Source organism: Pseudomonas sp. CFBP 13727 (genome assembly GCF_014841915.1).
GTDB classification, from domain to species: Bacteria; Pseudomonadota; Gammaproteobacteria; order Pseudomonadales; family Pseudomonadaceae; genus Aquipseudomonas; species Aquipseudomonas baltica.
Genome location: NZ_JACYUT010000001.1, coordinates 800,351 through 823,400, shown reverse-complemented (window position 1 = coordinate 823,400; position 23,050 = coordinate 800,351). Strand labels below are relative to the sequence as shown.

Sequence of the window (23,050 nt, the reverse complement as noted above, 5' to 3'; positions counted from 1 at the left end):
CCAAACTGTAAACCTTTGATTTTCCAAGCAGTGTTGCGCATTGTGCGGCTGCCCGGGCAGGTATAGACTTTGCACACTTCACATTGAGGCCCGTTGCAGCTCGATCCCAGGGCTGTTCAGCCAGCATGAAACCGATTCAGCTGCCCCTAGGTGTGCGTCTGCGGGATGACGCGACCTTCATCAATTACTATCCAGGCGCCAATGCCGCGGCACTCGGCTACGTCGAGCGCCTGTGCGAAGCCGACGCCGGTTGGACCGAAAGCCTCATCTACCTGTGGGGCAAGCACGGGGTAGGGCGCACTCATTTGCTGCACGCAGCCTGCCTGCGTTTCGAGCAACTGGGCGAACCGGCGGTGTACCTGCCGCTGGCCGAACTGCTCGATCGTGGCGTCGGCATCCTCGATGATCTGGCCCAGTACGAGCTGGTGTGCCTGGATGACCTGCATGTGGTGGCCGGCAAGCCGGAGTGGGAAGAAGCCCTGTTCCACCTGTTCAACCGCCTTCGCGACAGTGGCCGCCGGCTGCTGATCGCTGCGTCCCACTCGCCCCGCGAACTGCCGGTGAAGCTTGCCGACCTGAAGTCGCGCCTGACCCTCGCCCTGATCTTCCAGATGCGCCCGCTGTCCGACGAGGACAAACTGCGCGCCCTGCAGCTGCGTGCGTCGCGTCGCGGCCTGCACCTGACCGATGAGGTCGGCCATTTCATTCTCACCCGTGGAACGCGCAGCATGAGTGCACTGTTCGAGCTGCTCGAGCGCCTCGATCAGGCCTCGCTGCAGGCGCAGCGCAAGCTGACCATCCCTTTCCTCAAGGAAACGCTGGGGTGGTAGAAAAGGCAGGTCGATTCAGCCGCTCTATGACCTGTTTCACCGGTGTTCCAATCGGTTCTAAGTCCGCCTCTGCAGCATTCTTATCTGTATAGACGTCCAGTCATGATGGTGGCATTTTGCGATTATCTTTCGGCCAATGAATTCGGGGATTCGGCGTCATTATTGTGCAACGCGGTGCGAGCGGGGCTGCAAAATGGGGCGTTAGATGTCACCGTAATTCTCCTGAGTCACATTTCGTTCGATTGAATTTGCAAATAATCGCGATACAGGTATAGTCGCTTCTCTTTCACTATTCCTCGTCACGGTCGTGCCCATGCTCAATCGCTTAGCACCCCTCGTGCCCATCGCACTGTTGACCCTTCTGGTCGGTTGCGCGGCGCAAGCGCCGGTCTCCCAGCAGCAGGTCCTGGACCCGGTCACCGCCGTCCAGCCGCATCAATCCCCTTCGAAAGCCTCGCTGCTGTTCGAAGAAGAAATCGCCACCGAAGACGAGCTGGCCCAGTTCGACGGCAGCAAGGGCTACAGCTTGCCGATCCTGGCCGACAGCATCCTTGAGCGTGGCAAATCCCTGATCGGTACCCGCTACCGTTTCGGCGGCACCGACAAGGCTTCCGGCTTCGATTGCAGTGGTTTCATCGGCTATCTGTTTCGCGAAGAGGCGGGCATGAACCTGCCGCGCTCGACTCGCGAGATGATCAACGTCAAGGCCCCACTGGTTGCCCGCAACAAGCTCAAGCCCGGTGACCTGCTGTTCTTCAGCACCAACGGCCGTGGTCGTGTCAGCCATGCCGGCATCTACCTGGGCGATGACCAGTTCATCCACTCCAGCAGCCGCCGCAGCGGTGGCGTTCGCGTAGACAGCCTGGGCGACAGCTACTGGAGCAAGACTTTCATCGAGGCCAAGCGGGCCCTGGCCATGGCGCCCACCACGATGATCTCCAGCAAATAACAGATGCAGCGCAACAAAGCGGCGGTGAGGTGAAAACCTCAGCGCCGTTTGTGTTTTCGGGTAATGAATCTAGTCTATTACGGCAGTCGGCTCAGGATGGTTCGGTACATGTCTACCCAGGCACGCGTTTTCGCTTCAATCGCATTGGCTGCCGTGCTTGCCGGCTGCGCCAGTGCGCCTCCGGCCAAGGTAGTCAGGCCCAAGGTCATCAACCCGATCGTCATGAATCCCAACAACGACATGGTCGGCGCCGCCGACGACGTCTTGTTTCGGGCCTTGGGATTGGTGGGCACGCCGTACCGCTGGGGAGGCAATACGCCCGACTCCGGGTTCGACTGCAGCGGCCTGATCAGCTTCGTTTATCGCGATGCCGCCGGCATTGCCCTGCCGCGCTCGACGCGGGAAATGATCGTGATGCGCTCGCCGGATGTCGACCAGTCGCACCTGCAGTCCGGGGATCTGGTGTTCTTTGCCACCAGCGGTGGCTCGCAAGTCAGTCACGCCGGTATCTACGTAGGGGAGGGGCGTTTCGTGCATGCCCCGTCGAGCGGCGGCACGGTCAAGCTCGATTATCTGAACAAGCCCTATTGGCAAAAAGCCTATCTCAACGCCAAGCGGGTGCTGCAACCCGGCCAGCTGGCGCGCAATCCGTGACCCGAACGGGGCGAGTGATCTCGCCCCGGCCAGGCTCGATCACTTGGCGGCAGTGACTCGCCAGATCTTGTTGCCCACATCGTCGGCAACCAGCACACCGCCCTTGTGGTCGGGCAGTACCGCAACCGGGCGACCCATGGCTTTCTCGTCGCCATTGAGGAAGCCACTGAGCAGGTCGATGGGCTGGCCGCTCGGCTTGCCGTCCACGAACGGCACGAACACCACCTTGTAGCCGCTGTGCGGCTTGCGATTCCACGATCCATGCTGGCCGATCAGTGCGCCCGTAGTGAAGGGGGCAGGCAATCCGCTGCCGTCGGCGAAACTCAAGCCCAGCGATGCCGTATGCGGCCCGACTGCATAGTCCGGCGCGATGGCCTTGGCCACCAGTTCGGGATTCTGCGGCTCGACGCGTACGTCTACATGCTGCCCGTAATAGCTATAGGGCCAGCCGTAGAAACCGCCATCCTTGACCGAGGTGATGTAATCCGGCACCAGGTCGCTGCCGATCTCGTCGCGCTCGTTGACCGCCGTCCACAACTTGCCGGTCTTGGGTTCCCAGGCCATGCCGTTGGGGTTGCGCAGGCCGGAGGCGAAAATCCGGTGCTGGCCCGTGGCAGCATCCACTTCCCAGATTGCTGCGCGGCCTTGTTCCTGATCCATGCCGTTCTCGCCCACGTTGCTGTTGGAGCCAACGGTGACGTACAGCTTCTTGCCATCTGGGCTGGCGATGACGTTCTTGGTCCAGTGGTGGTTGAGCGTGCCGCCCGGCAGGTCCACGACTTTCTTGCCCGCGCCGCTGATCGAGGTGGCGCCATCGGTGTATTTGAAGCGCAGCAGCTTGTCGGTGTCCGCCACATAGAAATCGTTGCCGACCAGGGTCATGCCGAACGGCGAATTGAGGTTGGCGATGAAGACGGTACGGGTTTCGGCCACGCCATCACCGTCCTTGTCGCGCAGCAGCGAAATCCGGTTGGCGCTGGGCACGCCAGCGCCCGCCCGGCTCATCACCTTCTCCATGACGAAGCCGCGAATGCCCTTGCTGTCGTCGGGCTTGGCCGGCGAGTTGGTTTCCGCCACCAGCACGTCACCGTTGGGCAGCACGTAAAGCCAGCGCGGGTGGTCCAGGTCTGCGGCGAATGCGGCCACCTGGGTGCCGGGCGCCGCCGTTGGCTTGCCACCTTCGGGCCAGCCCACCGCCGGCGCGATGTTGACGGTAGGGATCAGCGTCTTGTTGGGCTCGGGCAGCTTGGGCGAGGGGCCCGTCCCGTCGCTGACCTGCAATGACGATGTTTCGCCACAGGCGGCAAGGCCGGCAGCCAGCAGGATCAATGTAGCGAGGCGGGTCTTGTGCATGGTCGGGCTCTCTGAGGTTTTGTTCACAGAAGGTAGAGGCACTGGCGGTTGGCAAGGTTCAACCGCGTTGCCGGTCAGCGGCAGCAGGGGATCAGGTGCTGCGGATCAATTGACGCTCCTGGCTCAACCCTCTAACCTGCGCGGCTGTTCCAGGTGCTCGGCGATCGGACGATCCAGACGAGTGAAACAGGGAAGCCGGTGCGCAGCGTTCGACGCGCCATCCCGGCGCTGCCCCCGCAACGGTAGACGAGTCAAGGCTGCACACGATGCCACTGAAGTGATTCGGGAAGGCGTGTGGCCTGGGTGTGTACAGCCCCGCTCGTGAGCCCGGAGACCGGCCTGGTCCACCTTTACTGCACGCTGCAGGGCCGGCGCTCACTCTCGGGCGTCGTTGCGCCGGGCCGTGCCCTGACCCATGTACTGTCGCGCGGGGAGAGCGGCATTGACGTTCACTGTTCGGCCAGCCGGCCGCGGTGTCGCGTCGATGCGGCCTGCGTGCAGGTGTAGCGGAGAGCCACCATGAACGAAACGACCGAACGCGACGCCCGTCACCTGGCGCGCATGCTGCGCAAGAAAGCCGTGATGGACGAACGCATCGCCAATTCTCCCAACGAATGTGGCTTGCTGCTGGTGCTCAGCGGTAACGGCAAGGGCAAGAGCAGTTCGGCGTTCGGCATGCTCGCGCGAGCCATGGGCCACGGCCTGCAGTGCGGCGTGGTGCAGTTCATCAAAGGGCGCAACAGCACCGGCGAGGAACTGTTCTTCCGGCGCTTTCCCGAGCAGGTGCGCTACCACGTGATGGGTGAAGGGTTCACCTGGGAAACTCAGGATCGGCAGCGAGACATCGCGGCGGCCGAGGCTGCCTGGGACGTCTCCAGGCAGCTGATGAGCGATCCGGCCATTGGCCTGGTGGTGCTCGACGAACTCAACATTGCCCTCAAGCATGGTTATCTCGACCTGGACACCGTGTTGCATGATCTGCAGGCACGTCCGCCCATGCAGCATGTGATCGTCACCGGTCGCGGGGCCAAGCCCGAGCTGATCGAACTGGCCGACACAGTCACCGAAATGGGCGTGGTCAAGCATGCGTTCCAGGCCGGCATCCGCGCCCAGAAGGGCATCGAGCTATGACTGAGCCGCGCCAGTGTCCTGCGGTGCTGATCGCCGCCCCGGCCTCCGGGCAGGGCAAGACCACGGTGACTGCCGCCCTGGCGCGCCTGCATCGCAATCAGGGGCGGCGGGTGCGGGTGTTCAAGTGCGGCCCGGACTTTCTCGATCCGATGATCCTCGCTCGCGCCAGCGGCGCGCCTGTCTATCAGTTGGACATGTGGATGGTCGGCGAGCAGGACAGCCGGCGGCTGTTATGGGAAGCGGCGCAGGAAGCCGACATCATCCTCATCGAAGGCGTCATGGGCCTGTTCGACGGCACGCCGTCCAGCGCTGACCTGGCGCGTCATTTCGGCGTTCCGGTGCTGGCCGTGATCGATGGCACCGCCATGGCGCAGACGTTCGGCGCTCTTGCCCTGGGCCTGGCCTGTTACCAACCCGATCTGCCGTTCGCCGGCGTCCTGGCCAACCGGGTCGGCACGGTGCGTCACGCGCAACTGCTCGAGGGCAGCCTGACCCAGGGTCTGCGCTGGTACGGCGCGTTGTCCCGGGAAACCGGGATCGAGCTGCCGAGCCGCCATCTGGGGCTGGTGCAGGCCAGCGAACTCAACGACCTGGATACCCGCCTGGATGCCGCGGCCGCCGCCCTGGCCCAGACCTGCCAGGTGGCCTTGCCGCCTGCGGTCACCTTCGCCGCCCCGGTCGAACGCTCGGTGGCGCGCCTGCTCGATGGCGTGCGCCTTGGTGTGGCCCGCGATGCCGCGTTCGCTTTCGTCTACGACGCCAGTCTGGATGTGTTGCGCGACATGGGCGCCGAGCTGGTGTTCTTCTCGCCGTTGCACGACCTGCGGCTGCCGCCATGCGACAGCCTTTACCTGCCCGGTGGCTACCCCGAGCTGCACCATTTGGCGCTGGCCGCCAACGTTTCGATGCTCGACGATATCCGCGCTCACCATGCCGCGGACAAGCCGCTGCTGGCCGAATGTGGCGGCATGCTCTACTTGCTCGACGCACTGACCGACGTCGAAGGGGCCCGCGCGCAACTGCTGGGTCTGCTGCCCGGCGAAGCAGTCATGCAGAAGCGCCTGGCGGCCCTGGCCTTGCAGGCGGTCGAGCTGCCGGAGGGGGTATTGCGCGGGCACACTTATCACCACTCGCTGACCAGTACCGAGCTGCAGCCGATTGCTCGCGGCGTCAGCCCCAATGGCGGTCGCGGCGCCGAGGCGGTTTACCGCCAGGGACGGATGACGGCCTCTTACGTGCATTTCTATTTCCCGTCCAATCCCGCGGCGGTGGCCGCACTGTTCGCGCCCGATGATCGCGCGCCTGCAGCCGGGCATCGGGCGGCGTCATGAGCGAGCCCTACAGCGACAGCGAGCGCGCCGCCATCTACCGAGTGATCGCCGAACGCCGCGACATGCGTCACTTCGCCGGCGGCAGCGTCCCCCCGGAGCTGCTTGCGCGGTTGCTGGCGGCCGCCCACCAGGGGCCCAGCGTCGGCCTGATGCAGCCCTGGCGATTCATTCGCATCAGCGACGCGGGTGTGCGCGGTCGCATCCAGGCGTTGGTCGAGGAAGAGCGACTGCGCACCGCACACGCCATGGGCGAGCGTTCGGACCAGTTCATGCGGCTCAAGGTCGAAGGGATCGCGGACTGCGCCGAAGTGCTGGTTGCGGCGCTGATGGACGATCGCGAGCGCCATGTGTTCGGCCGCCGGACCTTGCCGGAAATGGACCTGGCCTCGGTGTCCTGCGCCATCCAGAACCTATGGCTGGCGGCGCGCGCCGAGGGTTTGGGCATGGGTTGGGTGTCGCTGTTCGATCCCCATGCCCTGGCCGAGGTACTGGGCATGCCCGCTGGAGCCAAGCCGGTGGCGGTACTGTGCCTGGGGCCGGTCGAAGGCTTCTACGATGCGCCGATGCTGAAACTTCAAGGCTGGGCTGCCCCCCAGCCGCTCGAACACATGCTGTACGAAAACCAATGGGGAAAATCGTTGTGAGCATTGCGTTGATGACGGCGGCCGGGGTGGCGCTCGATGCCCTGTTGGGGGAGCCGCGCAGGCACCATCCGCTGGTCGCCTTCGGCCGTCTGGCCAACCGGATCGAAGCACGTTTCAACCGTGCCGGGCGTGGCTGGCGCAGCCACGGTGTCACCGCCTGGTTCCTGGCCGTGGTGCCCCTGACCCTGTTGGTGACATTGCTGTCCTGGCTGCCGCTGGTCGGCTGGCTGGTGGAGATTGGCGCGCTGTACCTGGCGCTGGGCATGCGCAGCCTGGGGGAGCACGTGATGCCCGTGGCCCAGGCCCTGCGCAGCGACGACCTGGCCAGCGCTCGTCAGCGTGTCGGCTATCTGGTGAGCCGGCAGACCGATGAGCTGGACGCCGAAGCAGTGGCCCGGGCCGGCACCGAATCGGTGCTGGAAAACGGCAGTGATGCGGTGTTCGCGGCGATCTTCTGGTTCGTCGTGGCCGGCGCGCCCGGGGTTGTCCTGTATCGCTTGAGCAACACGCTGGACGCCATGTGGGGCTACCGCAACGAACGCTTCGAGCGTTTCGGTTGGGCGGCGGCGCGGATCGACGACCTGCTCAACTACATCCCGGCGCGCCTGGTTGCGCTCACCTATGCCGTGCTGGGCAAGACCCGCCTGGCCTTGCGCTGCTGGCGCCGGCAGGCACCGCAGTGGGACAGCCCCAACGCAGGCCCGGTGATGGCGGCAGGGGCCGGCGCATTGGGCGTGCAGCTGGGCGGTCCGGCTATCTATCACGGCGAGCTGCATGAGCGGGCCGTGCTGGGCGAGGGTGCGCCGGCCGATGCCGACAGCATCGAGCGCGGCTGGAACCTGGTCCAGCGCGGCGTGTGGCTGTGGCTGTTGGTGCTGTGTCTGGGAGGCTTGCTCGATGCTTGAACACGGAGGGCGCTTGCGCCAGGCGGTGCTCGAATACGGTATCGCCGAAGACGACTGGGTCGACCTGTCCACCGGTATTGCGCCATGGGCTTTCCCCCTGCCCGAGATCACGGCGCGCGCCTGGGCGCGGCTGCCGGAAAACGAAGACGGTCTGGAAGACGCCGCGCGCAGCTACTACGGCTTCGCGCACGTGTTGCCGGTGCCGGGCTCGCAAGCGGCCATTCAGACACTGCCACGCCTTCGTCGCAGTGGTCGGGTAGGGGTGCTGTCGCCGTGCTACGCCGAACATGCCGAGGGCTGGCGACAAGCGGGGCATGTGGTACGCGAAATCAGCGAAGACGAGGTCGAGCACTTCATCGACAGTCTCGACGTGCTGGTCGTCGTCAACCCGAACAACCCCACTGGCCGGCTGTTGTCCGCCGACTGCCTGCTGGCCTGGAATGCGCGTCTGAACAGCCGGGGCGGCTGGCTGGTGGTCGATGAAGCGTTCATGGACAACACCCCGCGTGCCGGTCTGGCTCGCTACGGCGTACAACCTGGGTTGATCGTGCTGCGCTCGTTCGGCAAGTTCTTCGGGCTGGCGGGTGTACGGCTGGGCTTTGTCCTCGGCGAGCCGCGCCTGCTGCGCTTGCTGGCCGACCTGATCGGGCCTTGGGCAGTGAGCGGACCGACACGCCAGCTGGGGCAGGCCTGCCTGCTCGACCAGCCGTCGCAGCAGGCGCAGATCGCCCGCTGCGCCGCCGCCAGCGAGCGCCTTGCCCAATGCTTGCGGCGCCACGACCTGGCGCCACAGGGCGGCTGCGCACTGTTCCAGTCGGTGGCGTACGAAGGGGCCGAGCGCCTGCAGGATTTCCTCGCCCGTCGCGGCATCCTCGTGCGGCTGTTCAAGCAGGACAGCCGCCTGCGCTTCGGCCTGCCTGCCCGCGAGGGCGACTGGGCACGACTCGAATCCGCCCTGGGCGAGTATCGCAAGGAGCATTCATGAGCACATTGATGGTTCAGGGCACCACGTCCGATGCAGGGAAAAGCACGCTGGTCACCGCGCTGTGCCGCTGGCTGACCCGTCAGGGCGTGGCGGTGGTGCCGTTCAAACCGCAGAACATGGCCCTCAACAGTGCGGTGACTGCCGACGGCGGCGAGATCGGTCGCGCCCAGGCGGTGCAGGCCCAGGCCGCGTACCTGCAGCCGCACACCGACATGAACCCGGTATTGCTCAAGCCCAACAGCGACACCGGCGCCCAGGTGATCATCCACGGGCGCGCCGTGACCAGCATGAACGCCGTCGCGTATCACGACTACAAGGCCATCGCCATGCAGGCGGTACTGGCTTCGCACCAACGCTTGAGTGGCCGCTACGAGGTGGTGATGGTCGAAGGGGCCGGTTCACCGGCCGAGATCAACCTGCGCGCCGGCGACATCGCCAACATGGGCTTCGCCGAGGCGGTGGACTGCCCGGTGCTGCTGATCGCCGACATCAACCGCGGCGGTGTATTCGCCCATCTGGTTGGTACCCTGGAACTGCTTTCGCCGACTGAACAGGCGCGGGTTCAAGGCTTCATCATCAATCGCTTTCGCGGCGACATCGCCTTGCTCCAACCCGGTCTGGATTGGCTGGAGGCCCGTACCGGCAAGCCGGTGATCGGTGTGCTGCCGTATGTCATGGACTTGCACCTGGAGGCCGAAGACGGCCTGGATCGGCGTCAGTCAAGCAAGGCGGACAAGGTGCTCAAGGTGATCGTGCCGGTCTTGCCGCGCATCAGCAACCACACCGATTTCGACCCGCTGCGCCTGCATCCGCAGGTCGACCTGCAGTTCATCGGCGTGGGCGATGACATCCCCCCGGCCGACCTGATCATCCTGCCCGGCTCGAAGAGCGTGCGTGCCGACCTGGCTCACCTGCGCGCTCAGGGCTGGGAACAGGCGATCTCCCGCCACCTGCGTTATGGCGGCAAGGTACTGGGCATCTGCGGCGGGCTGCAAATGCTCGGCACGCGCATCGACGACCCGCTGGGCCTCGAAGGCGCTGCCGGTTCCAGCGCGGGCCTGGGCCTGCTGGAGTTCACCACCGAACTGCAGGCGCAAAAGCAGCTGCGCAACGTGACCGGCCAGTTGACCCTTGAACAGGCCGCCGTCAGCGGCTACGAGATCCATGCCGGGGTGACCACCGGGGCGGCGCTGGATCATCCGGCGGTGCAATTGAGCGATGGCCGCCGCGACGGCGCGATCAGTGCTGACGGGCAGATTCTGGGGACTTACCTGCACGGCTTGTTCGAAGCGCCGCAGTCATCGGTGGCATTGCTGCGCTGGGCGGGGCTGGCCGACGTGCAGTCGGTGGATTACCACGCGTTGCGCGAGGCCGACATCGAGCGCCTGGCCGACCTGGTCGAGCAGCACCTGGACACCGCGCGCCTGCGCGAGCTGTGCGGCTTGCCTGGGGGAGGTGCCTGACATGCTGCAACTGATCCTCGGCGGTGCCCGCTCCGGCAAGAGCCGCCTGGCCGAACGGCTGGCCACCGACAGCCAGCTGCACGTCGTATACATTGCTACCAGCCAGCCGGTGGATGGCGAGCTTGACCAGCGGGTGGCCTTGCACCGCGAGCGCCGTCCCGATCATTGGGGGCTGGTGGAAGAGCCACTTGCTTTGGCCGACGTGCTGCGTGCTCAAGCGCGCAGCGATCGCTGCCTGTTGGTTGACTGCCTGACCCTGTGGCTGACCAATCTGCTCATGCTCGACGAGCCCGAGCGCTTGAAGGCAGAGCGTGAAGCTCTGCTGGAAACACTGCCCGGCCTGCCGGGACACATCCTCTTCGTCAGCAACGAAACCGGCCTGGGCGTCGTGCCGCTGGGTGAACTGACCCGGCGCTACGTCGACGAGGCAGGCCTGCTGCACCAGGCCCTGGCCGAACGCTGCGAGCGAGTGGTGTTCACCGTGGCCGGCCTTCCCATGGTATTGAAAGGACCTGCGTTATGAACTCAGCCTGGTGGCTGCACACTGCCCGTGCCGCCGATGCCCGCATCCATCGCGAGGCGCTGGAGCGTCAGCAGCAGTTGACCAAGCCGGCGGGCTCGCTCGGCGCGCTGGAACAGGTGGCCGTGCAACTGGCCGCATTGCAAGGGCGGCTCAAGCCCTCGGTCGAGCAGGTCTGGATCTCGGTGTTCGCTGCCGACCACGGCATCGTCGCCGAGGGCGTCTCGCCCTATCCGCAGGAAGTCACTGCGCAAATGGTGCACAACTTCGTCAACGGCGGTGCGGCCATCAGCGTATTGGCGCGCCGCCTGCAGGCACGCCTGGAAGTGGTGGACCTCGGTACCGCGACGCCGCTGGGCGATCTGCCTGGCGTGCAGCATGTGCGGATCGCTGCCGGTACGCGCAATTTCATCGACGCGCCGGCGATGAGTTTCGAGCAGGGCACGCAGGCACTGCAGGCCGGTCGCGACAGCGTGCTGCGGGCGAAAGCCAGCGGCACCGAGCTGTTCATCGGCGGTGAGATGGGCATCGGCAACACCACGTCTGCCACCGCGCTGGCCTGCGCCTCGCTGGCGTGCGCCGTGGTCGATCTGGCCGGGCCGGGCACCGGTCTGGACGCCGCTGGCGTGACCCACAAGGTGCAGGTCATCGAGCGCGCCTTGAAGGCCCATGCCGGGCTGCCCGACGAACCGCTGCAGCGCCTGTTCTGCTACGGCGGCTTCGAGGTTGCCGCGCTGGTCGGCGCCTACCTGGCCTGTGCCCAGGAGGGCATCGTGGCGCTGGTGGATGGTTTCATCTGCAGTGTCGCGGCGCTGTTGGCGGTGCAGTTGAACCCGTCCATCCGGCCTTGGCTGCTGTTCGCTCACAACGGCGCCGAACCCGGCCATCGCCATGTCCTGGCGGCCCTCGAGGCGCAACCGTTGCTGCAACTGGGCTTGCGCCTGGGCGAAGGCAGCGGCGCCGCCTTGGCCGTGCCGCTGTTGCGCCTGGCGTGCGACTTGCACGAGCAGATGGCGACCTTCGCCGAAGCGGCTGTCGCGGACCGTCCGGCATGATCTTGCACCTGGATCTGCTGCGCCATGGCGAAACCGAGATCGGCGGGTTTCGCGGCAGCCTCGATGACGCCCTGACCGAGCGCGGTTGGGCCCAACTGCACGCGGCGGTTGCCGACCGTTCCGGTTGGGACCGCATCGTCAGCTCACCGCTGCAGCGATGCGCACGCTTCGCCGAGGTGCTGGCCGAACAGCGCGGGCTGCCGCTGAGCTTCGAGGCTGGTCTTCAGGAACTGCATTTCGGCGCCTGGGAAGGCCTGAGTGCGGCGCAATTGATGCAGACCGACGAAGCCGGCCTGGGTCTGTTCTGGAACGACCCCTACGCCTTCACGCCACCCGACGGCGAGCCCATGCTGGATTTTTCCGCGCGCATCCATGCCGCGTTGCGCAGGTTGCACCTGCAATATCCGGGCGAGCGGTTGCTGCTGGTGGTGCACGGCGGGGTCATGCGCCTGCTGCTGGCCGAAGCACGCGCCCTGCCACGCGAACAGCTGCTCCAAGTCGAGGTCGGACACGCTGCCTTGTTCAGTGTGGTGATGGCAGCCGACGGCAGCCTGAGCGAGCCGTCCTGAGCATGCTGCCGTTCTGGATCGCCTTGCAGTTTCTCAGCAGCTTGCCGGTGCGCCTGCCCGGTATGCCCAGTCCAGAGGCTTCCGGGCGCTCGCTGTTGTTCTATCCTGCCGTGGGGCTGCTGTTCGGCGTGCTCTTGTGGGCCGCCAGTGCGCTGCTCGCCGGAACGCCAGTGCTTCTGCACGCCGCGCTGTTGCTGGCGCTGTGGGTGGTGCTCAGCGGTGGCCTGCACCTGGACGGTCTGGCGGACAGCGCCGATGCCTGGCTGGGCGGATTCGGCGACCGCGAACGCACCTTGCTGATCATGAAGGACCCACGCAGCGGTCCCATGGCCGTGGTGACGCTGATGTTGGTGCTGCTGCTCAAGTTCTGTGCGCTGCTGGCCTTGCTCGAGCAGGGCCAGCAGGCCGCGCTGATGCTGGCCCCGATACTGGGGCGGGCCGCCATGCTCGGCCTGTTCATGACCACGCCCTACGTGCGCGCTGGCGGGCTGGGCCAGGCCCTGGCCGACCACCTGCCGCGTCGTGCCGGCGCCTGGTTGCTGGCAGGCGTGGCACTGGTCAGCCTGGCGTTCTGCGGGGTTTGGATCAGCCTGCTGGTGCTGGCTGGCTTCGTGGCGCTGCGACGCCAGATGATCAAGCGTTTGGGCGGCACCACCGGTGACACCGCCGGCGCCATGCTCGAGTTGCTCGAACTGTTGCTGCTGCTGGGCGCTGCGCTGTAGAACCTGCCTGGCAGATGGTTGCATGCGGCGCTGCCTGTCGGCGATGAACAGGCATACAATCGAGCGGCCTGTCCCCTCATGCCCGGAGCACACAATAATGACATCGGTATGGCGTACCAGCGGCTGGGTCCTGCTCGGCGCAGCCCTGATCCTTGCCCTGTCCCTGGGCATTCGCCACGGCTTCGGGCTGTTCCTGGCGCCCATGAGTGCGGAGTTCGGCTGGGGCAGGGGCGTATTCGCGCTGGCCATCGCGCTGCAGAACCTGATCTGGGGCCTGGCCCAACCGTTCGCCGGCGCCCTGGCGGATCGCTTCGGCGCCGGGCGGGTGGTTGCGGTGGGTGGTGTGCTCTACGCGGTCGGCCTTGGCTGCATGGGGCTGGCCAACTCCGAGTTGAGCCTGAGCCTCAGCGCTGGCCTGCTGATCGGCCTGGGGCTCTCCGGTACGTCGTTCTCGGTGATTCTGGGCGTGGTAGGACGAGCCCTGCCCGCCGAACACCGCAGCATGGGCATGGGGATCGCCAGCGCAGCCGGCTCGTTCGGGCAATTCGCGATGCTGCCCGGCACGCTCGGCCTTATCAGTTGGCTGGGCTGGTCGACGGCCTTGCTGGTGATGGGCGTACTGGTGGCGTTCATCGTCCCCCTGGTACGCATGCTCAAGGACCGGCCACTGCCAGCCCAGGCCCACGATCAGAGCCTTGGCCAGGCGCTGCGTGAGGCGTGCGGCCATTCAGGGTTCTGGCTGCTGGCGCTGGGCTTCTTCGTGTGTGGTTTCCAGGTGGTATTCATCGGTGTGCACCTGCCGTCCTACCTCGTCGACCAGCACCTCCCGGCAAGCGTCGGCACCACGGTTCTGGCGCTGATCGGGCTGTTCAACATCTTCGGCACCTACATCGCCGGCTGGCTGGGTGGGCGCATGTCCAAGCCGCGACTGCTGACCGCCTTGTACCTGATGCGCGCCGTGGTGATCGTGCTGTTCCTGTGGTTCCCTGTCACTACCGTCAGCGCCTGCCTGTTCGGCATGGCGATGGGGCTGCTCTGGTTATCCACCGTTCCCTTGACCAACGGTACCGTCGCAACGCTGTTTGGCGTGCGCAACCTGTCGATGCTCGGCGGCATCGTGTTTCTCTTCCACCAGCTGGGGGCGTTTCTGGGGGGTTGGCTGGGCGGCCTGGTGTACGACCAGACCGGCAGCTATGACCTGGTCTGGCAGCTGTCGATTGCGTTGAGCCTGCTCGCCGGTGCGCTCAACTGGCCGGTGCGCGAACGCCCCGTTGCCCGGCTGCAGGCTCAGGGAGCGAGCGCATGAGCAGGCTCCGCAGCGTGCAACTCGCCATGGCATGCGCACTGGCCGCGCTGCTGGGTCTGGCGTGGTGGGGCTGGCAGCAGGGCGGACTGGCCCTGCTGCAAATGAACATGAGCCTGTGCTGACGTCACACATGAAAAAGCCCCGAACCGGTCGGGGCTTTTCGTATTACCTGATCGATCAGAAGCGGTAGGTCACTGAAGTACCGAAGCCATGTGCGCTGTTCTCGTACTTGGCCTGGTAGGCACCCTTGGTGGCGCTGACCAGGTTGATCTTCGTGTCTTCTTCCTTCAGGTAGGAATAGGCGAAGTCGAAGGTCAGGTCGTCCGTCGGGCTCCAGCCAGCACCCAGGCTGAGGATGGCGCGGTCGCCCGTCGGGATGCGTGGCGAACGATTGGTGTTGTTGGTCGGCGACTGGTCAACCGAAAAGCCCGTGCGCAGCGTCCACTGTTTGTTCAGTTTGTAGGCGGCGCCCACGGCATGGGACCAGGTGTCGTGCCAGTTCTGTTCTTCGGTGATGGTGCCGATCGATGGGCGCAGCGCGGCAGGCACGCCATCGTTCTCGACCGAGATTTCCTTCAGGCGGCTCCAACGGGTCCAGGTGCTGCCTGCGTACAGGGTCCAGTCCTGGTTGAGTTCGTGGGTGACCGAGAAGTCCACCGACTCAGGCGTGTCGATGTCCAGCGATGCATCGTACTTGCTGCCGTTGAACGGCCCGAACCCCGAACCTTCGACCTTGGTATGGCCGTCCAGCTTGTACTTGACCTTGGAGTGGTAGGTCAGGCCCACGCGGGTATCGTCAGTGGCCTGAACGAGCACGCCGACGTTGAAGCCCACGGCGGTATCGTCGCCCTTGATCTTGACTTCGCCGTCGTTGCGGCCTGGCGTCGCGCGGTTCAGCGCGGCCGACGTCAGCTCGCCTTCAAGGCGGTTGAAGGTAGGACCGAAGCCGATCGACACGCGCTCGTTGAAGGCATAGCTGACGGTAGGCTGCAGCGTGACGACCGCCACATGGCTCTTGTCGCCCCAGTAGCGGCCGGCAAAACCGCTTTCATAGTCGGTGACCAGACCGAAAGGCGCGTACAGACCGAAACCGACGGTCCAGTTGTCATCCAGGGGTTTGACGTAGTAGCCCATGGGTACGCCGACGAACGGCACCATGTCGCCGTCGTTGCTGCCGCCGAAGGTTCCACGGCCGCTGATGTCGGTCTTGGCGACGATGGCCGCCGCGCCGACGCTGACCTGTTCACGTTTGATGCGGGACATGCCGGCAGGGTTGCCATAGACAGTGCTGGCGTCCTCGGCGGACGACGAGCGACCGGCGAAGCCGGTACCCATGCCGCTGATGCTTTGTTCATTGAGGGCGAAGCCGGCAGCGAAAAGCTGGCTCGATGCCAGGGTGACAGCGAAGCCGAGAGTGGTCTTGAGCATTGGTCTTTTCATTGTTTTAACTCTAGGGGGGCACTGAGGGGCAAGCTACCAACATTTTCACTGCAACGCTATAGCCTGAAACACTCTGGCTAGAGCGGTTTTGTAGGACAATCCGACCATAATTTACGGGCGCCCGAATGCAGCTTCCAGCGGTCGCGTATGCGCCATCCCTGTGCCATGGGCGCACGCCGGTGCCTGGTAGATTCCACGCAGCTGTCTAGCTCGGGCAAGACAGGGTCGTTGGCAAGCAGAAAAATGACGTCAGATTTTCGATTGCGCGGCAGTGGGCGACGCACGGTGGTCCTTCGGCCAGACTGGCGAACTGTAATGTGCGTTTACAGTTGCATGCATCGATAGCATGCCAAGGCCTGGGCCTCCCCCAAATCGCAGGCATGAAAAAGCCCCGACGGGTCGAGGCTTTTCCATACATTACATCGTGTGCATCGTTGCAGCGATCAGGCAACCAGGGCCTGACGCGTACGGTCGATCACGGCCTGCAGCGGTTCGGCACTGGAGTACTGTTCCGGGTACAAGCGTTCGCTGTGACGGGCGATACCGTGCTCATTGACGATGGTGAAGCTGAAGCAGCCTTTGCGCGCGGCCATGATCAGGCAGTTCATCGGAGCGAAGGCGTGGGTGAGGGTGCGGATGGCATCCTGGGTCTGGATATGAGTCATGTTGTTGTATGTTCCTGCAATGGTCACGACTTGGAGCCGTGATCGATAAAAACGTTCCAGTAGCGCGGGCCTTTGGGCCGGGCGAAGAACCTGTCTGGAACAAGACAGCCAGTGAACAGCGCTTTATCGTTTTGGCTGTTGGGCTGACTGGTAGGTACTTAGGAGGGCAGGCAACATTCCGGGCTAAGGTTCGGGGCCCTGGATGCAGATCCTGATCAATCGTAGGTTGGTCGGGGCAGAGTAATTCGCTTGATGCCGGACTTGTTCGCAAGTCGGGGAGCGTTACCTGGAGACCATCATGTTGGTCGAGCCCGTGTGAACAGGGTGGTCGACCTGAATTGACTTTCAGCTTGGTACTAACGGGTCGAAGACTATCGCATCGGCTATGAGAAGCGCAAGCGATATTCCGAAAAAATACCTTATCGCTACCTTGAAGACGCAAACGAAGACCCGGTCACTGCAAGTGCAAGAAATCATGTCTGTCCGGTCTGATCGTGCCTCGTCGATCATGGCTACTCGGTATGACTCACGCAAGTCAATGAAAAAAAACGTCTTTTCGAGTTGGTGAAAAAATCGACAGTTTGACTTCAGGCCCCATTCCATATGGGTTTGCGAGGGGCAGGGGGGGGTTGTCCACTGACTTATCCACAGCTTCTGTGGATTGTCCCAAGGACGCGCTCTGGCACGGGGTTGGTCGGGTCCGAAAGGGCAGACATCTGTCACCTGGGGCTAAACCCTCGGCCATTGCCGCCGATAACACGACCATGACCCTGATGCCGGTGCCTTATGTTCAACAACAAACTCAAGCAGCAACTCAGCGCCCAAGCCGACGAACTGGTGGAATTGCGTCAACTGGTAGCCGGCATGACCCACGAGATGCTCAGCCTGGACATCGATGCATCGCTGCGCATCATCGCCTGCAACGACTTGTTTGCGACCACTTTGGGCTATACTGAAGCCCAGCTGGTTGGCAGGCTGATGACCGAATTGGTCCCCACCTACGTGACCAAACTGCCGTGCTACAACAACTTCCGTGCGGCGGTGGCAGCGGGCACTTCGGTGTCGGACAACTATCGCTACCTCAAGGCGGACGGCAGTCTGGTCTGGGTCAATGCGCACTGGAAGCCCATCCGCAATGCGGCAGGTGTGCTGATGCACATCAAGTGCTTTGCCACCGATGTCACCAAGAGCATGGAGAAAGCAGCGGAGAACGCTTCGTTCATCGACGCCTTGCTGCGCTCCACGGCGGTCATCGAGTTCGATTTGAAAGGCACCGTGCTGTCGGCCAACGACCAGTTCATGCGCGGCATGGGCTATACCCTGGCGCAGGTGCAGGGCAAGCATCACCGCATGTTCTGCCACAGCGAAGAAACCAGTTCGCCGAGCTACACCGAATTCTGGGCAAACCTGAACCGCGGTGAGTTCGTCGCCGGGCGCTTCAAGCGCCTCGACAGCATGGGCCGCACCATCTGGCTCGAGGCGACCTACAACCCCGTCTACGACACCGAAGGCAAGCTCTACAAGGTGGTCAAGTTCGCTACCGTGGTCACCGAGCAGGTCGAGCGCGAGGCCGAGGTCAATCAGGCGGCGCAGACCGCCTATGAAATCTCGCGCAGCACCGACATCAGCGCCCAGCGTGGCGCGGTGGTAGTGACCGATACCGTGCAGACCATGCGCAAGATCGCCGACGACATGCAGTCCGCGTCCAGCGGTGTGGAAGCGCTGGGCAAGCAATCGCTGCTGATCAGCTCGATCATCCAGACCATCAGCAGCATCGCCCAACAGACCAACCTGCTGGCGCTGAACGCCGCCATCGAAGCGGCCCGCGCCGGTGAACAGGGGCGCGGGTTCGCCGTGGTGGCCGACGAAGTCCGGCAACTGGCGGGCCGGACCAGCACCGCCACCGACGAGATCGCCGCCGTGGTGCAGCAGAACCAGGCACTGGTCGACGGCACCGTGCGCGACATGGCCAACAGCAGGCAGCAGGCTGAGCAGGGCGTACAACTGGCCGGTCAGGCCGGTGACGTGATCGTCGAGATCCAGGACGGGGCCAAGAAAGTGGTGGAGGCGGTGGCGCGTTTCACCAACCTCTGACGGCCTGTACGGCACCTTCGCAGCGGTTGTATTAGAATGGGCCACGTTCATTCAGCGAAGGTAATCGATATGACAGTCCAGACCGAAACCGCTCTGCTGGCGGGTGGCTGCTTCTGGGGCATGCAGGACCTGATCCGTCGTTATCCGGGCGTCCTGCAGACGCGGGTCGGGTACAGCGGCGGCGATGTCGCCAATGCGACCTACCGCAACCACGGCACCCACGCCGAAGCCATCGAGATCGTCTTCGATCCCAGCGTGATCGGCTATCGCCAGATCCTCGAGTTTTTCTTCCAGATTCACGACCCGTCCACGGCCAACCGCCAGGGCAACGATGTAGGCCTGAGCTACCGCTCGGCGATCTTCTACAACACCGAGGAGCAGAAACGCGTCGCACTGGAAACGATCGCCGATGTCGATGCCTCCGACCTGTGGCCCGGCAAGGTCGTCACCGAGCTTGCCCCTGCAGGTGATTTCTGGGAAGCCGAGCCCGAGCATCAGGATTACCTGGAGCGTATTCCCAACGGCTACACCTGCCATTTCGTACGTCCCGACTGGAAACTTCCCGCGCGCGGCTGATCAGGTTGCGCCAATAGCTAGACATATCCAGTAATAATTTCCCGGCGGTGGTGTTCATCACTGCCGGGACATCCATCCTGACGCCCCCTGCAACGACCCCTCTCCATCGTGCAGCCCGCACGCTCTGCGCTCTTCATACGCACTCATCCAGCCTGCACGCTCGCTGGCAAAGATCAATGCTTCTGGTTGGCAGCCGCGAATGCTTGCCAAGTGCCATGAATTATCATTTACATTTTTTTGACATTTGCATAGCCTTGCGCCGCTTCCGCATTCAACGCGGTTTCGCACACAAGTTTGCGTGGCTTCCTACAGCCTGCATTCGAGTCTTCGCCCGGGGGGGGCAGACCGCCTTGTGTGGGTTCCTGAGGTCATGCCATGAATCATTTTCCGTTGCGCAGTGTTGCGCTGTGCATCTCTTTGTCCATTGCCGGCCTGGCGCAGGCAGCTCCGATTGCGGTGAATCTGCCCGCGCAGCCCTTGGGCGAAGCGCTGAACCAGTTGGGTCAGGCCAGCGGCCTGCAAGTGGTGTTCGAACCAGCGGCGATTGCCGGCAAGACGGCACCTTCGGTCACCGGCCGGATGGAACCCGCATTGGCACTGCAACGCCTGCTGGCCGGCAGCGGCCTGGTCGGTACGGTGCAGGGCGACGTGGTCAGCGTCACCGCGCCCGCTACAGCGTCCACTGGCGGCGCGGTGGAACTGGGCGCGACGGCCGTCTCGGCCGCCACCAGTTCCATAGCCGGCACGGCCACTACCGAACACTCCGGCTCCTACACCACCGGCAGCATGAGCACCTCGACCGGGCTGCCGCTGTCGATCCGCGAAACCCCGCAGTCGGTCAGCGTCATCACGCGCCAGCGCATGGACGACCAGGGCATGAACGACCTCAACGATGTGGTCAAGTACGCGCCCGGCATCACCTTGCGCAAGTTTGGCGGCGACCGCCAGGCGTTCCAGGCGCGCGGGTTCAACATCGACAACATCATGTACGACGGCCTGCCGACCAGCATCGGCCAGTTCACCCTGGACACCATCGCCGGTGCCGACCTGGCTTTGTACGACAGGGTTGAAGTGGTGCGCGGCGCCACCGGCTTGATGACCGGTGCCGGCAGCCCGTCGGCAACCCTGAACCTGGTGCGCAAGCGTCCTACCGCTACCCCTCAGGTCAGCATCACCACCAGCGCCGGTACCTGGGACCGCTACCGCACGCAAGTGGATGCGTCGAACCGGCTCAACGAATCCGGCACCCTGCGTGGCCGGGTGGTGGCCGCCTACGAAGACGACAACAGCTACATCGACGAGCGTGAAAAGCAGCGCCAGACCTTCTACGGCGTATTCGAAGCGGACCTGAGCGAGGCGACTACCCTGACCCTCGGGGCTTCCAAGCAGCGCGATGACGCCACCTCGGACTGGGGCAGCCTGCCGTCCGGTCCGAATGGCGAAGACCTGCATCTGTCGCGTTCCACCTTCCTGAGCAATGACTGGGCCTACTGGGACCGGGACAACGTCAGCGTGTTCACCGACGTCACCCACCGCTTCGACAACGGCTGGACCGCCAAGGCTGCGGCCGCGAAGATATGGGCCGAGTCCAACACCTTTTCCAGCTATCTGACGGCGCCCCGCAATGGTGTGTACGGGCAGGCCACAGGCGCCTACGACACCACCGACGTGCAGACCAACGTGGATGCCTCCCTGGCCGGCCCGTTCCAGTTGTTCGGTCGCGAGCATCAGTTGACCCTCGGCGCGAGCCGTCGCCAGGAAAAGTTCGACCAGACCGGTGGCTACTGGAACGACTCCACGCCCATCGATATCTACAACTTCGATCCGGGTGTCATTGCCAAGCCTTCGCGCACTCGCAGCGACTATCGGCTCTACGAGAGCAAGAACACGGCGACCGAAAAGGGTGTCTACGCCGCCGCGCGTTTCAACCCGCTGGACCCGCTGCACATCATCGTCGGCAGCCGGGTCAGCTGGTATGACTACGACAACCGCTCGGGCACGGGTGATTACAAAGTGACCCAGGAAGTCACGCCCTACGCCGGCATCATCTATGACCTGAACGATACCTACTCGGTCTACGCCAGCTACACCGAAATCTTCAAGCCGCAGACGCAGCAGGATGTCGGCGGCACGGTGCTGGACCCGATGACCGGTGAAAGCTATGAGATCGGCATCAAGGGCGAGTACTTCGATGGCGGACTGAATGCGTCCGTGGCCATGTTCGACATGACCCAGCAAAACCGCGCCTACGCCATTCCCGATCAACCGGCCAGCTGCCGGGCCACCAACCGCACCTGCTACGAGGCTGCGGGCGAGGTACGCAGCCGTGGCCTGGATACCGAAATCAGTGGCGCCTTCACGCCCAACTGGCAGTTCTCGGCCGCCTATACCCTGGTGCTCAGCCAGTACGTGAAAGACCGTACCTACGAGAAAGGCAATCTGTTCGCGCCCAACCAGCCCAAGCATCTGTTCAAGGCCGCAACCACTTACCAGTTCGAAGGTGCCTTGGACAGGCTGCGTATCGGTGCCGACGTGCTGGCGCAGAGCGCAACCTACGGCCGTGTCGGAACCGGTCATGCGGAGCAGGATTCCTACGCGGTACTGGGCTTGATGGCCGGCTATCGCTTCGACGAACACTGGGACGCCCGCGTCAACTTCAACAACGTGCTGGACGAGAAGTACTGGCAGGGTATTCCTACCGCAACCGGCAGTGGCACCTACGGCGACCCGCGCAACCTGATGTTCTCGCTGAAATGGTCGCTGTGATCCAGTGACCGAGAGGGCGGGCGTGCAATGCGCCCGCCCGTCGATCATCACAGGCATTCGTAGCAGATGCCCATACGTGTCAAGGCCGAAAGGGCGTGGACAGCTGGAATTGTGCCAATTCGCGCAACCCTGTATTCACCTTGAAACGGACGCTGTAAGGTCTGGCATGGGCCAGCTGTGAAGAGAGGCCCCTATCGGCACTGCCATAGGCGCGTTGTGGTGAACTGTCTGCGGAGCACTTTTGAAAACACTCCTCATCATCGGCATCGGCGCCGGTCATCCCGAGCACATCACGGTGCAGGCGGCGCGTGCCTTGGCGCGGGTCGATGTGTTCTTCCTGATGGACAAGGGCGACCACAAGGGCAAGCTCAATGCCCTGCGCAAAGAGATCCTCGAGCGTCATGCAACGCCTGGGGCGTATCGGGTGGTCGAGGTGCGGCAGCCCGAGCGTCCGGCCGGGCCGGACTATCGGACGTCGGTGAATACCCTGAACGCGCGCAAGCGGGCGGCCTTCGAGCGGCTGCTCGATGATGAAGTGGCGGACGGGGAGTGCGCGGGCGTTCTGGTGTGGGGCGATCCTTCGCTGTACGACAGCACGCTGCGCATTGTCGAGGCGATCGCTGCCAACGGCGCGCGAGCGGTGCGGTATGAGGTGTTTCCCGGGGTGACCAGCATTCAGGCGCTGACCGCGGCGCACCGGATCACCCTCAACAGCATTGCCGGTGCCGTGCAGATCACTACGGGTCGACGCCTGGCGGCGGGCATGCCCGAGGGCGTCGACACGGTGGTGGTGATGCTCGATGCACAGGACAGCTTCAAGGCGCTGGTCGGCCAGGATCTGGATATCTATTGGGGAGCTTACGTCGGTACGGCCGATGAAGTGCTGCTGTCGGGAAGGCTGGACGACGTGGCGCAGACCATTGCCGATGCGCGGCAGCAGGCGCGTAGCCAGCATGGCTGGATCATGGACAGTTATCTGCTCAGGCGGCGTGTCTGAAGTTGCGCGGGGTTGCCGGACGCGGCTCGCGCCGCTGCTACAGGGGCTGTTTGGTGTTTTGCGGGGTTGCTAACGCGGCTCGCGCCGCTGCTACA

22 protein-coding genes, 1 pseudogene and 1 riboswitch are annotated in these 23,050 nt (G+C 64.2%); of the genes and pseudogenes, 20 read left to right on the top strand and 3 right to left on the bottom strand.

Annotated elements, in window-relative coordinates:
* The first annotated feature begins 125 nt into the window (after positions 1–125).
* From hda to IFT76_RS03625, 3 genes are all read left to right on the top strand, one after another.
* Complete coding sequence (gene hda, locus IFT76_RS03635; protein WP_122478914.1) at positions 126–830, top strand: DnaA regulatory inactivator Hda; 705 nt, start codon at positions 126–128, stop codon at positions 828–830.
* Between the two features lie 313 nt (positions 831–1,143).
* Complete coding sequence (locus tag IFT76_RS03630) at positions 1,144–1,779, top strand: C40 family peptidase (protein ID WP_122478913.1); 636 nt, start codon at positions 1,144–1,146, stop codon at positions 1,777–1,779.
* A 108-nt stretch (positions 1,780–1,887) separates the two neighbouring features.
* Positions 1,888–2,433, top strand: a complete 546-nt coding sequence (locus IFT76_RS03625; RefSeq protein ID WP_122478911.1) for a C40 family peptidase — start codon at positions 1,888–1,890, stop codon at positions 2,431–2,433.
* A gap of 39 nt (positions 2,434–2,472) precedes the next feature.
* Here IFT76_RS03625 and IFT76_RS03620 read toward each other — a convergent pair whose 3' ends face one another.
* Positions 2,473–3,786, bottom strand: a complete 1,314-nt coding sequence (locus IFT76_RS03620; RefSeq protein WP_192057434.1) for a PQQ-dependent sugar dehydrogenase — start codon at positions 3,784–3,786, stop codon at positions 2,473–2,475.
* A 134-nt stretch (positions 3,787–3,920) separates the two neighbouring features.
* Positions 3,921–4,143: riboswitch (cobalamin riboswitch) on the top strand.
* 162 nt (positions 4,144–4,305) lie between these two features.
* On the opposite strand from IFT76_RS03620, the gene cobO reads away from it, so the two are divergent.
* The 12 genes from cobO (at position 4,306) to IFT76_RS20885 (ending at position 14,539) form a co-directional block, all read left to right on the top strand.
* Complete coding sequence (gene cobO / locus IFT76_RS03615; protein ID WP_192057433.1) at positions 4,306–4,917, top strand: cob(I)yrinic acid a,c-diamide adenosyltransferase; 612 nt, start codon at positions 4,306–4,308, stop codon at positions 4,915–4,917.
* Positions 4,914–6,248, top strand: coding sequence for a cobyrinate a,c-diamide synthase (locus IFT76_RS03610; protein WP_192057432.1), 1,335 nt, complete (start codon positions 4,914–4,916; stop codon positions 6,246–6,248). Before cobO ends, IFT76_RS03610 begins: the two co-directional genes overlap by 4 nt.
* Positions 6,245–6,892, top strand: coding sequence for a 5,6-dimethylbenzimidazole synthase (gene bluB, locus IFT76_RS03605; RefSeq protein ID WP_192057431.1), 648 nt, complete (start codon positions 6,245–6,247; stop codon positions 6,890–6,892). Before IFT76_RS03610 ends, bluB begins: the two co-directional genes overlap by 4 nt.
* The gene (gene cbiB, locus IFT76_RS03600) at positions 6,889–7,797 is read left to right on the top strand and encodes an adenosylcobinamide-phosphate synthase CbiB (protein ID WP_192057430.1); all 909 of its coding nucleotides are present in this window, start codon (positions 6,889–6,891) and stop codon (positions 7,795–7,797) included. The genes bluB and cbiB overlap by 4 nt, the downstream gene beginning before the upstream one ends.
* Positions 7,790–8,782: a threonine-phosphate decarboxylase CobD gene (gene cobD, locus IFT76_RS03595; RefSeq protein ID WP_192057429.1), complete on the top strand. Its 993-nt coding sequence runs from the start codon at positions 7,790–7,792 to the stop codon at positions 8,780–8,782. The genes cbiB and cobD overlap by 8 nt, the downstream gene beginning before the upstream one ends.
* A complete protein-coding gene (locus IFT76_RS03590) occupies positions 8,779–10,245 on the top strand; it encodes a cobyric acid synthase (RefSeq protein WP_192057428.1) in 1,467 nt (488 codons plus the stop codon). The genes cobD and IFT76_RS03590 overlap by 4 nt, the downstream gene beginning before the upstream one ends.
* 1 nt (position 10,246) lies before the next feature.
* Positions 10,247–10,768: a bifunctional adenosylcobinamide kinase/adenosylcobinamide-phosphate guanylyltransferase gene (gene cobU / locus IFT76_RS03585; protein WP_122478898.1), complete on the top strand. Its 522-nt coding sequence runs from the start codon at positions 10,247–10,249 to the stop codon at positions 10,766–10,768.
* The gene (gene cobT / locus IFT76_RS03580; protein ID WP_192057427.1) at positions 10,765–11,820 is read left to right on the top strand and encodes a nicotinate-nucleotide--dimethylbenzimidazole phosphoribosyltransferase; all 1,056 of its coding nucleotides are present in this window, start codon (positions 10,765–10,767) and stop codon (positions 11,818–11,820) included. Before cobU ends, cobT begins: the two co-directional genes overlap by 4 nt.
* Complete coding sequence (gene cobC, locus IFT76_RS03575; RefSeq protein WP_192057426.1) at positions 11,817–12,389, top strand: alpha-ribazole phosphatase family protein; 573 nt, start codon at positions 11,817–11,819, stop codon at positions 12,387–12,389. Before cobT ends, cobC begins: the two co-directional genes overlap by 4 nt.
* 2 nt (positions 12,390–12,391) lie before the next feature.
* Positions 12,392–13,111 carry an adenosylcobinamide-GDP ribazoletransferase gene (locus tag IFT76_RS03570; protein WP_192057425.1) on the top strand — a complete coding sequence of 240 codons (720 nt, stop codon included), beginning with the start codon at positions 12,392–12,394 and terminating at the stop codon, positions 13,109–13,111.
* 97 nt (positions 13,112–13,208) lie between these two features.
* On the top strand, positions 13,209–14,417 hold the full coding sequence (locus IFT76_RS03565) for an MFS transporter (protein WP_185793738.1): 1,209 nt from the start codon (positions 13,209–13,211) through the stop codon (positions 14,415–14,417).
* The gene (locus IFT76_RS20885; RefSeq protein WP_264382555.1) at positions 14,414–14,539 is read left to right on the top strand and encodes a hypothetical protein; all 126 of its coding nucleotides are present in this window, start codon (positions 14,414–14,416) and stop codon (positions 14,537–14,539) included. The genes IFT76_RS03565 and IFT76_RS20885 overlap by 4 nt, the downstream gene beginning before the upstream one ends.
* A 55-nt stretch (positions 14,540–14,594) precedes the next feature.
* Here IFT76_RS20885 and IFT76_RS03560 read toward each other — a convergent pair whose 3' ends face one another.
* Together IFT76_RS03560 and IFT76_RS03555 are read right to left on the bottom strand one after the other, a co-directional pair.
* Positions 14,595–15,857 (bottom strand): OmpP1/FadL family transporter, encoded by a 1,263-nt coding sequence (locus IFT76_RS03560; protein ID WP_122478888.1) that lies wholly within the window; start codon positions 15,855–15,857, stop codon positions 14,595–14,597.
* A 443-nt stretch (positions 15,858–16,300) separates the two neighbouring features.
* Positions 16,301–16,522, bottom strand: a complete 222-nt coding sequence (locus tag IFT76_RS03555; protein WP_122478886.1) for a hypothetical protein — start codon at positions 16,520–16,522, stop codon at positions 16,301–16,303.
* Between the two features lie 786 nt (positions 16,523–17,308).
* Here IFT76_RS03555 and IFT76_RS20975 point away from each other — a divergent pair.
* The 5 genes and pseudogenes from IFT76_RS20975 to cobF form a co-directional block, all read left to right on the top strand.
* Positions 17,309–18,085, top strand: a pseudogene (locus tag IFT76_RS20975) (PAS domain-containing protein); the annotation flags it as partial.
* On the top strand, positions 18,065–18,616 hold the full coding sequence (locus tag IFT76_RS20970) for a methyl-accepting chemotaxis protein (RefSeq protein WP_425311991.1): 552 nt from the start codon (positions 18,065–18,067) through the stop codon (positions 18,614–18,616). The pseudogene IFT76_RS20975 and the gene IFT76_RS20970, both read left to right, overlap by 21 nt.
* A 69-nt stretch (positions 18,617–18,685) precedes the next feature.
* Positions 18,686–19,192, top strand: a complete 507-nt coding sequence (gene msrA / locus IFT76_RS03545) for a peptide-methionine (S)-S-oxide reductase MsrA (RefSeq protein WP_122478881.1) — start codon at positions 18,686–18,688, stop codon at positions 19,190–19,192.
* A 375-nt stretch (positions 19,193–19,567) separates the two neighbouring features.
* Positions 19,568–21,958 (top strand): TonB-dependent siderophore receptor, encoded by a 2,391-nt coding sequence (locus tag IFT76_RS03540; protein ID WP_192057423.1) that lies wholly within the window; start codon positions 19,568–19,570, stop codon positions 21,956–21,958.
* 241 nt (positions 21,959–22,199) lie between these two features.
* Positions 22,200–22,955 carry a precorrin-6A synthase (deacetylating) gene (cobF, locus tag IFT76_RS03535; RefSeq protein WP_192057422.1) on the top strand — a complete coding sequence of 252 codons (756 nt, stop codon included), beginning with the start codon at positions 22,200–22,202 and terminating at the stop codon, positions 22,953–22,955.
* Positions 22,956–23,050: the final 95 nt, after the last annotated feature.

Bases quoted from the DNA above. Each gene is read 5' to 3' on its own strand.
- cobO (WP_192057433.1), top strand. From the start codon at position 4,306: ATGAACGAAACGACCGAACGCGACGCCCGTCACCTGGCGCGCATGCTG.
- IFT76_RS03620 (WP_192057434.1), bottom strand. From the start codon at position 3,786: ATGCACAAGACCCGCCTCGCTACATTGATCCTGCTGGCTGCCGGCCTT.
- hda (WP_122478914.1), top strand. From the start codon at position 126: ATGAAACCGATTCAGCTGCCCCTAGGTGTGCGTCTGCGGGATGACGCG.
- bluB (WP_192057431.1), top strand. From the start codon at position 6,245: ATGAGCGAGCCCTACAGCGACAGCGAGCGCGCCGCCATCTACCGAGTG.
- IFT76_RS03570 (WP_192057425.1), top strand. From the start codon at position 12,392: ATGCTGCCGTTCTGGATCGCCTTGCAGTTTCTCAGCAGCTTGCCGGTG.
- cobD (WP_192057429.1), top strand. From the start codon at position 7,790: ATGCTTGAACACGGAGGGCGCTTGCGCCAGGCGGTGCTCGAATACGGT.
- IFT76_RS03555 (WP_122478886.1), bottom strand. From the start codon at position 16,522: ATGACTCATATCCAGACCCAGGATGCCATCCGCACCCTCACCCACGCC.
- cobT (WP_192057427.1), top strand. From the start codon at position 10,765: ATGAACTCAGCCTGGTGGCTGCACACTGCCCGTGCCGCCGATGCCCGC.
- cobC (WP_192057426.1), top strand. From the start codon at position 11,817: ATGATCTTGCACCTGGATCTGCTGCGCCATGGCGAAACCGAGATCGGC.
- IFT76_RS03565 (WP_185793738.1), top strand. From the start codon at position 13,209: ATGACATCGGTATGGCGTACCAGCGGCTGGGTCCTGCTCGGCGCAGCC.
- IFT76_RS03560 (WP_122478888.1), bottom strand. From the start codon at position 15,857: ATGAAAAGACCAATGCTCAAGACCACTCTCGGCTTCGCTGTCACCCTG.
- IFT76_RS20885 (WP_264382555.1), top strand. From the start codon at position 14,414: ATGAGCAGGCTCCGCAGCGTGCAACTCGCCATGGCATGCGCACTGGCC.
- IFT76_RS03630 (WP_122478913.1), top strand. From the start codon at position 1,144: ATGCTCAATCGCTTAGCACCCCTCGTGCCCATCGCACTGTTGACCCTT.
- cobU (WP_122478898.1), top strand. From the start codon at position 10,247: ATGCTGCAACTGATCCTCGGCGGTGCCCGCTCCGGCAAGAGCCGCCTG.
- IFT76_RS03625 (WP_122478911.1), top strand. From the start codon at position 1,888: ATGTCTACCCAGGCACGCGTTTTCGCTTCAATCGCATTGGCTGCCGTG.
- IFT76_RS03610 (WP_192057432.1), top strand. From the start codon at position 4,914: ATGACTGAGCCGCGCCAGTGTCCTGCGGTGCTGATCGCCGCCCCGGCC.
- IFT76_RS03540 (WP_192057423.1), top strand. From the start codon at position 19,568: ATGAATCATTTTCCGTTGCGCAGTGTTGCGCTGTGCATCTCTTTGTCC.
- msrA (WP_122478881.1), top strand. From the start codon at position 18,686: ATGACAGTCCAGACCGAAACCGCTCTGCTGGCGGGTGGCTGCTTCTGG.
- IFT76_RS03590 (WP_192057428.1), top strand. From the start codon at position 8,779: ATGAGCACATTGATGGTTCAGGGCACCACGTCCGATGCAGGGAAAAGC.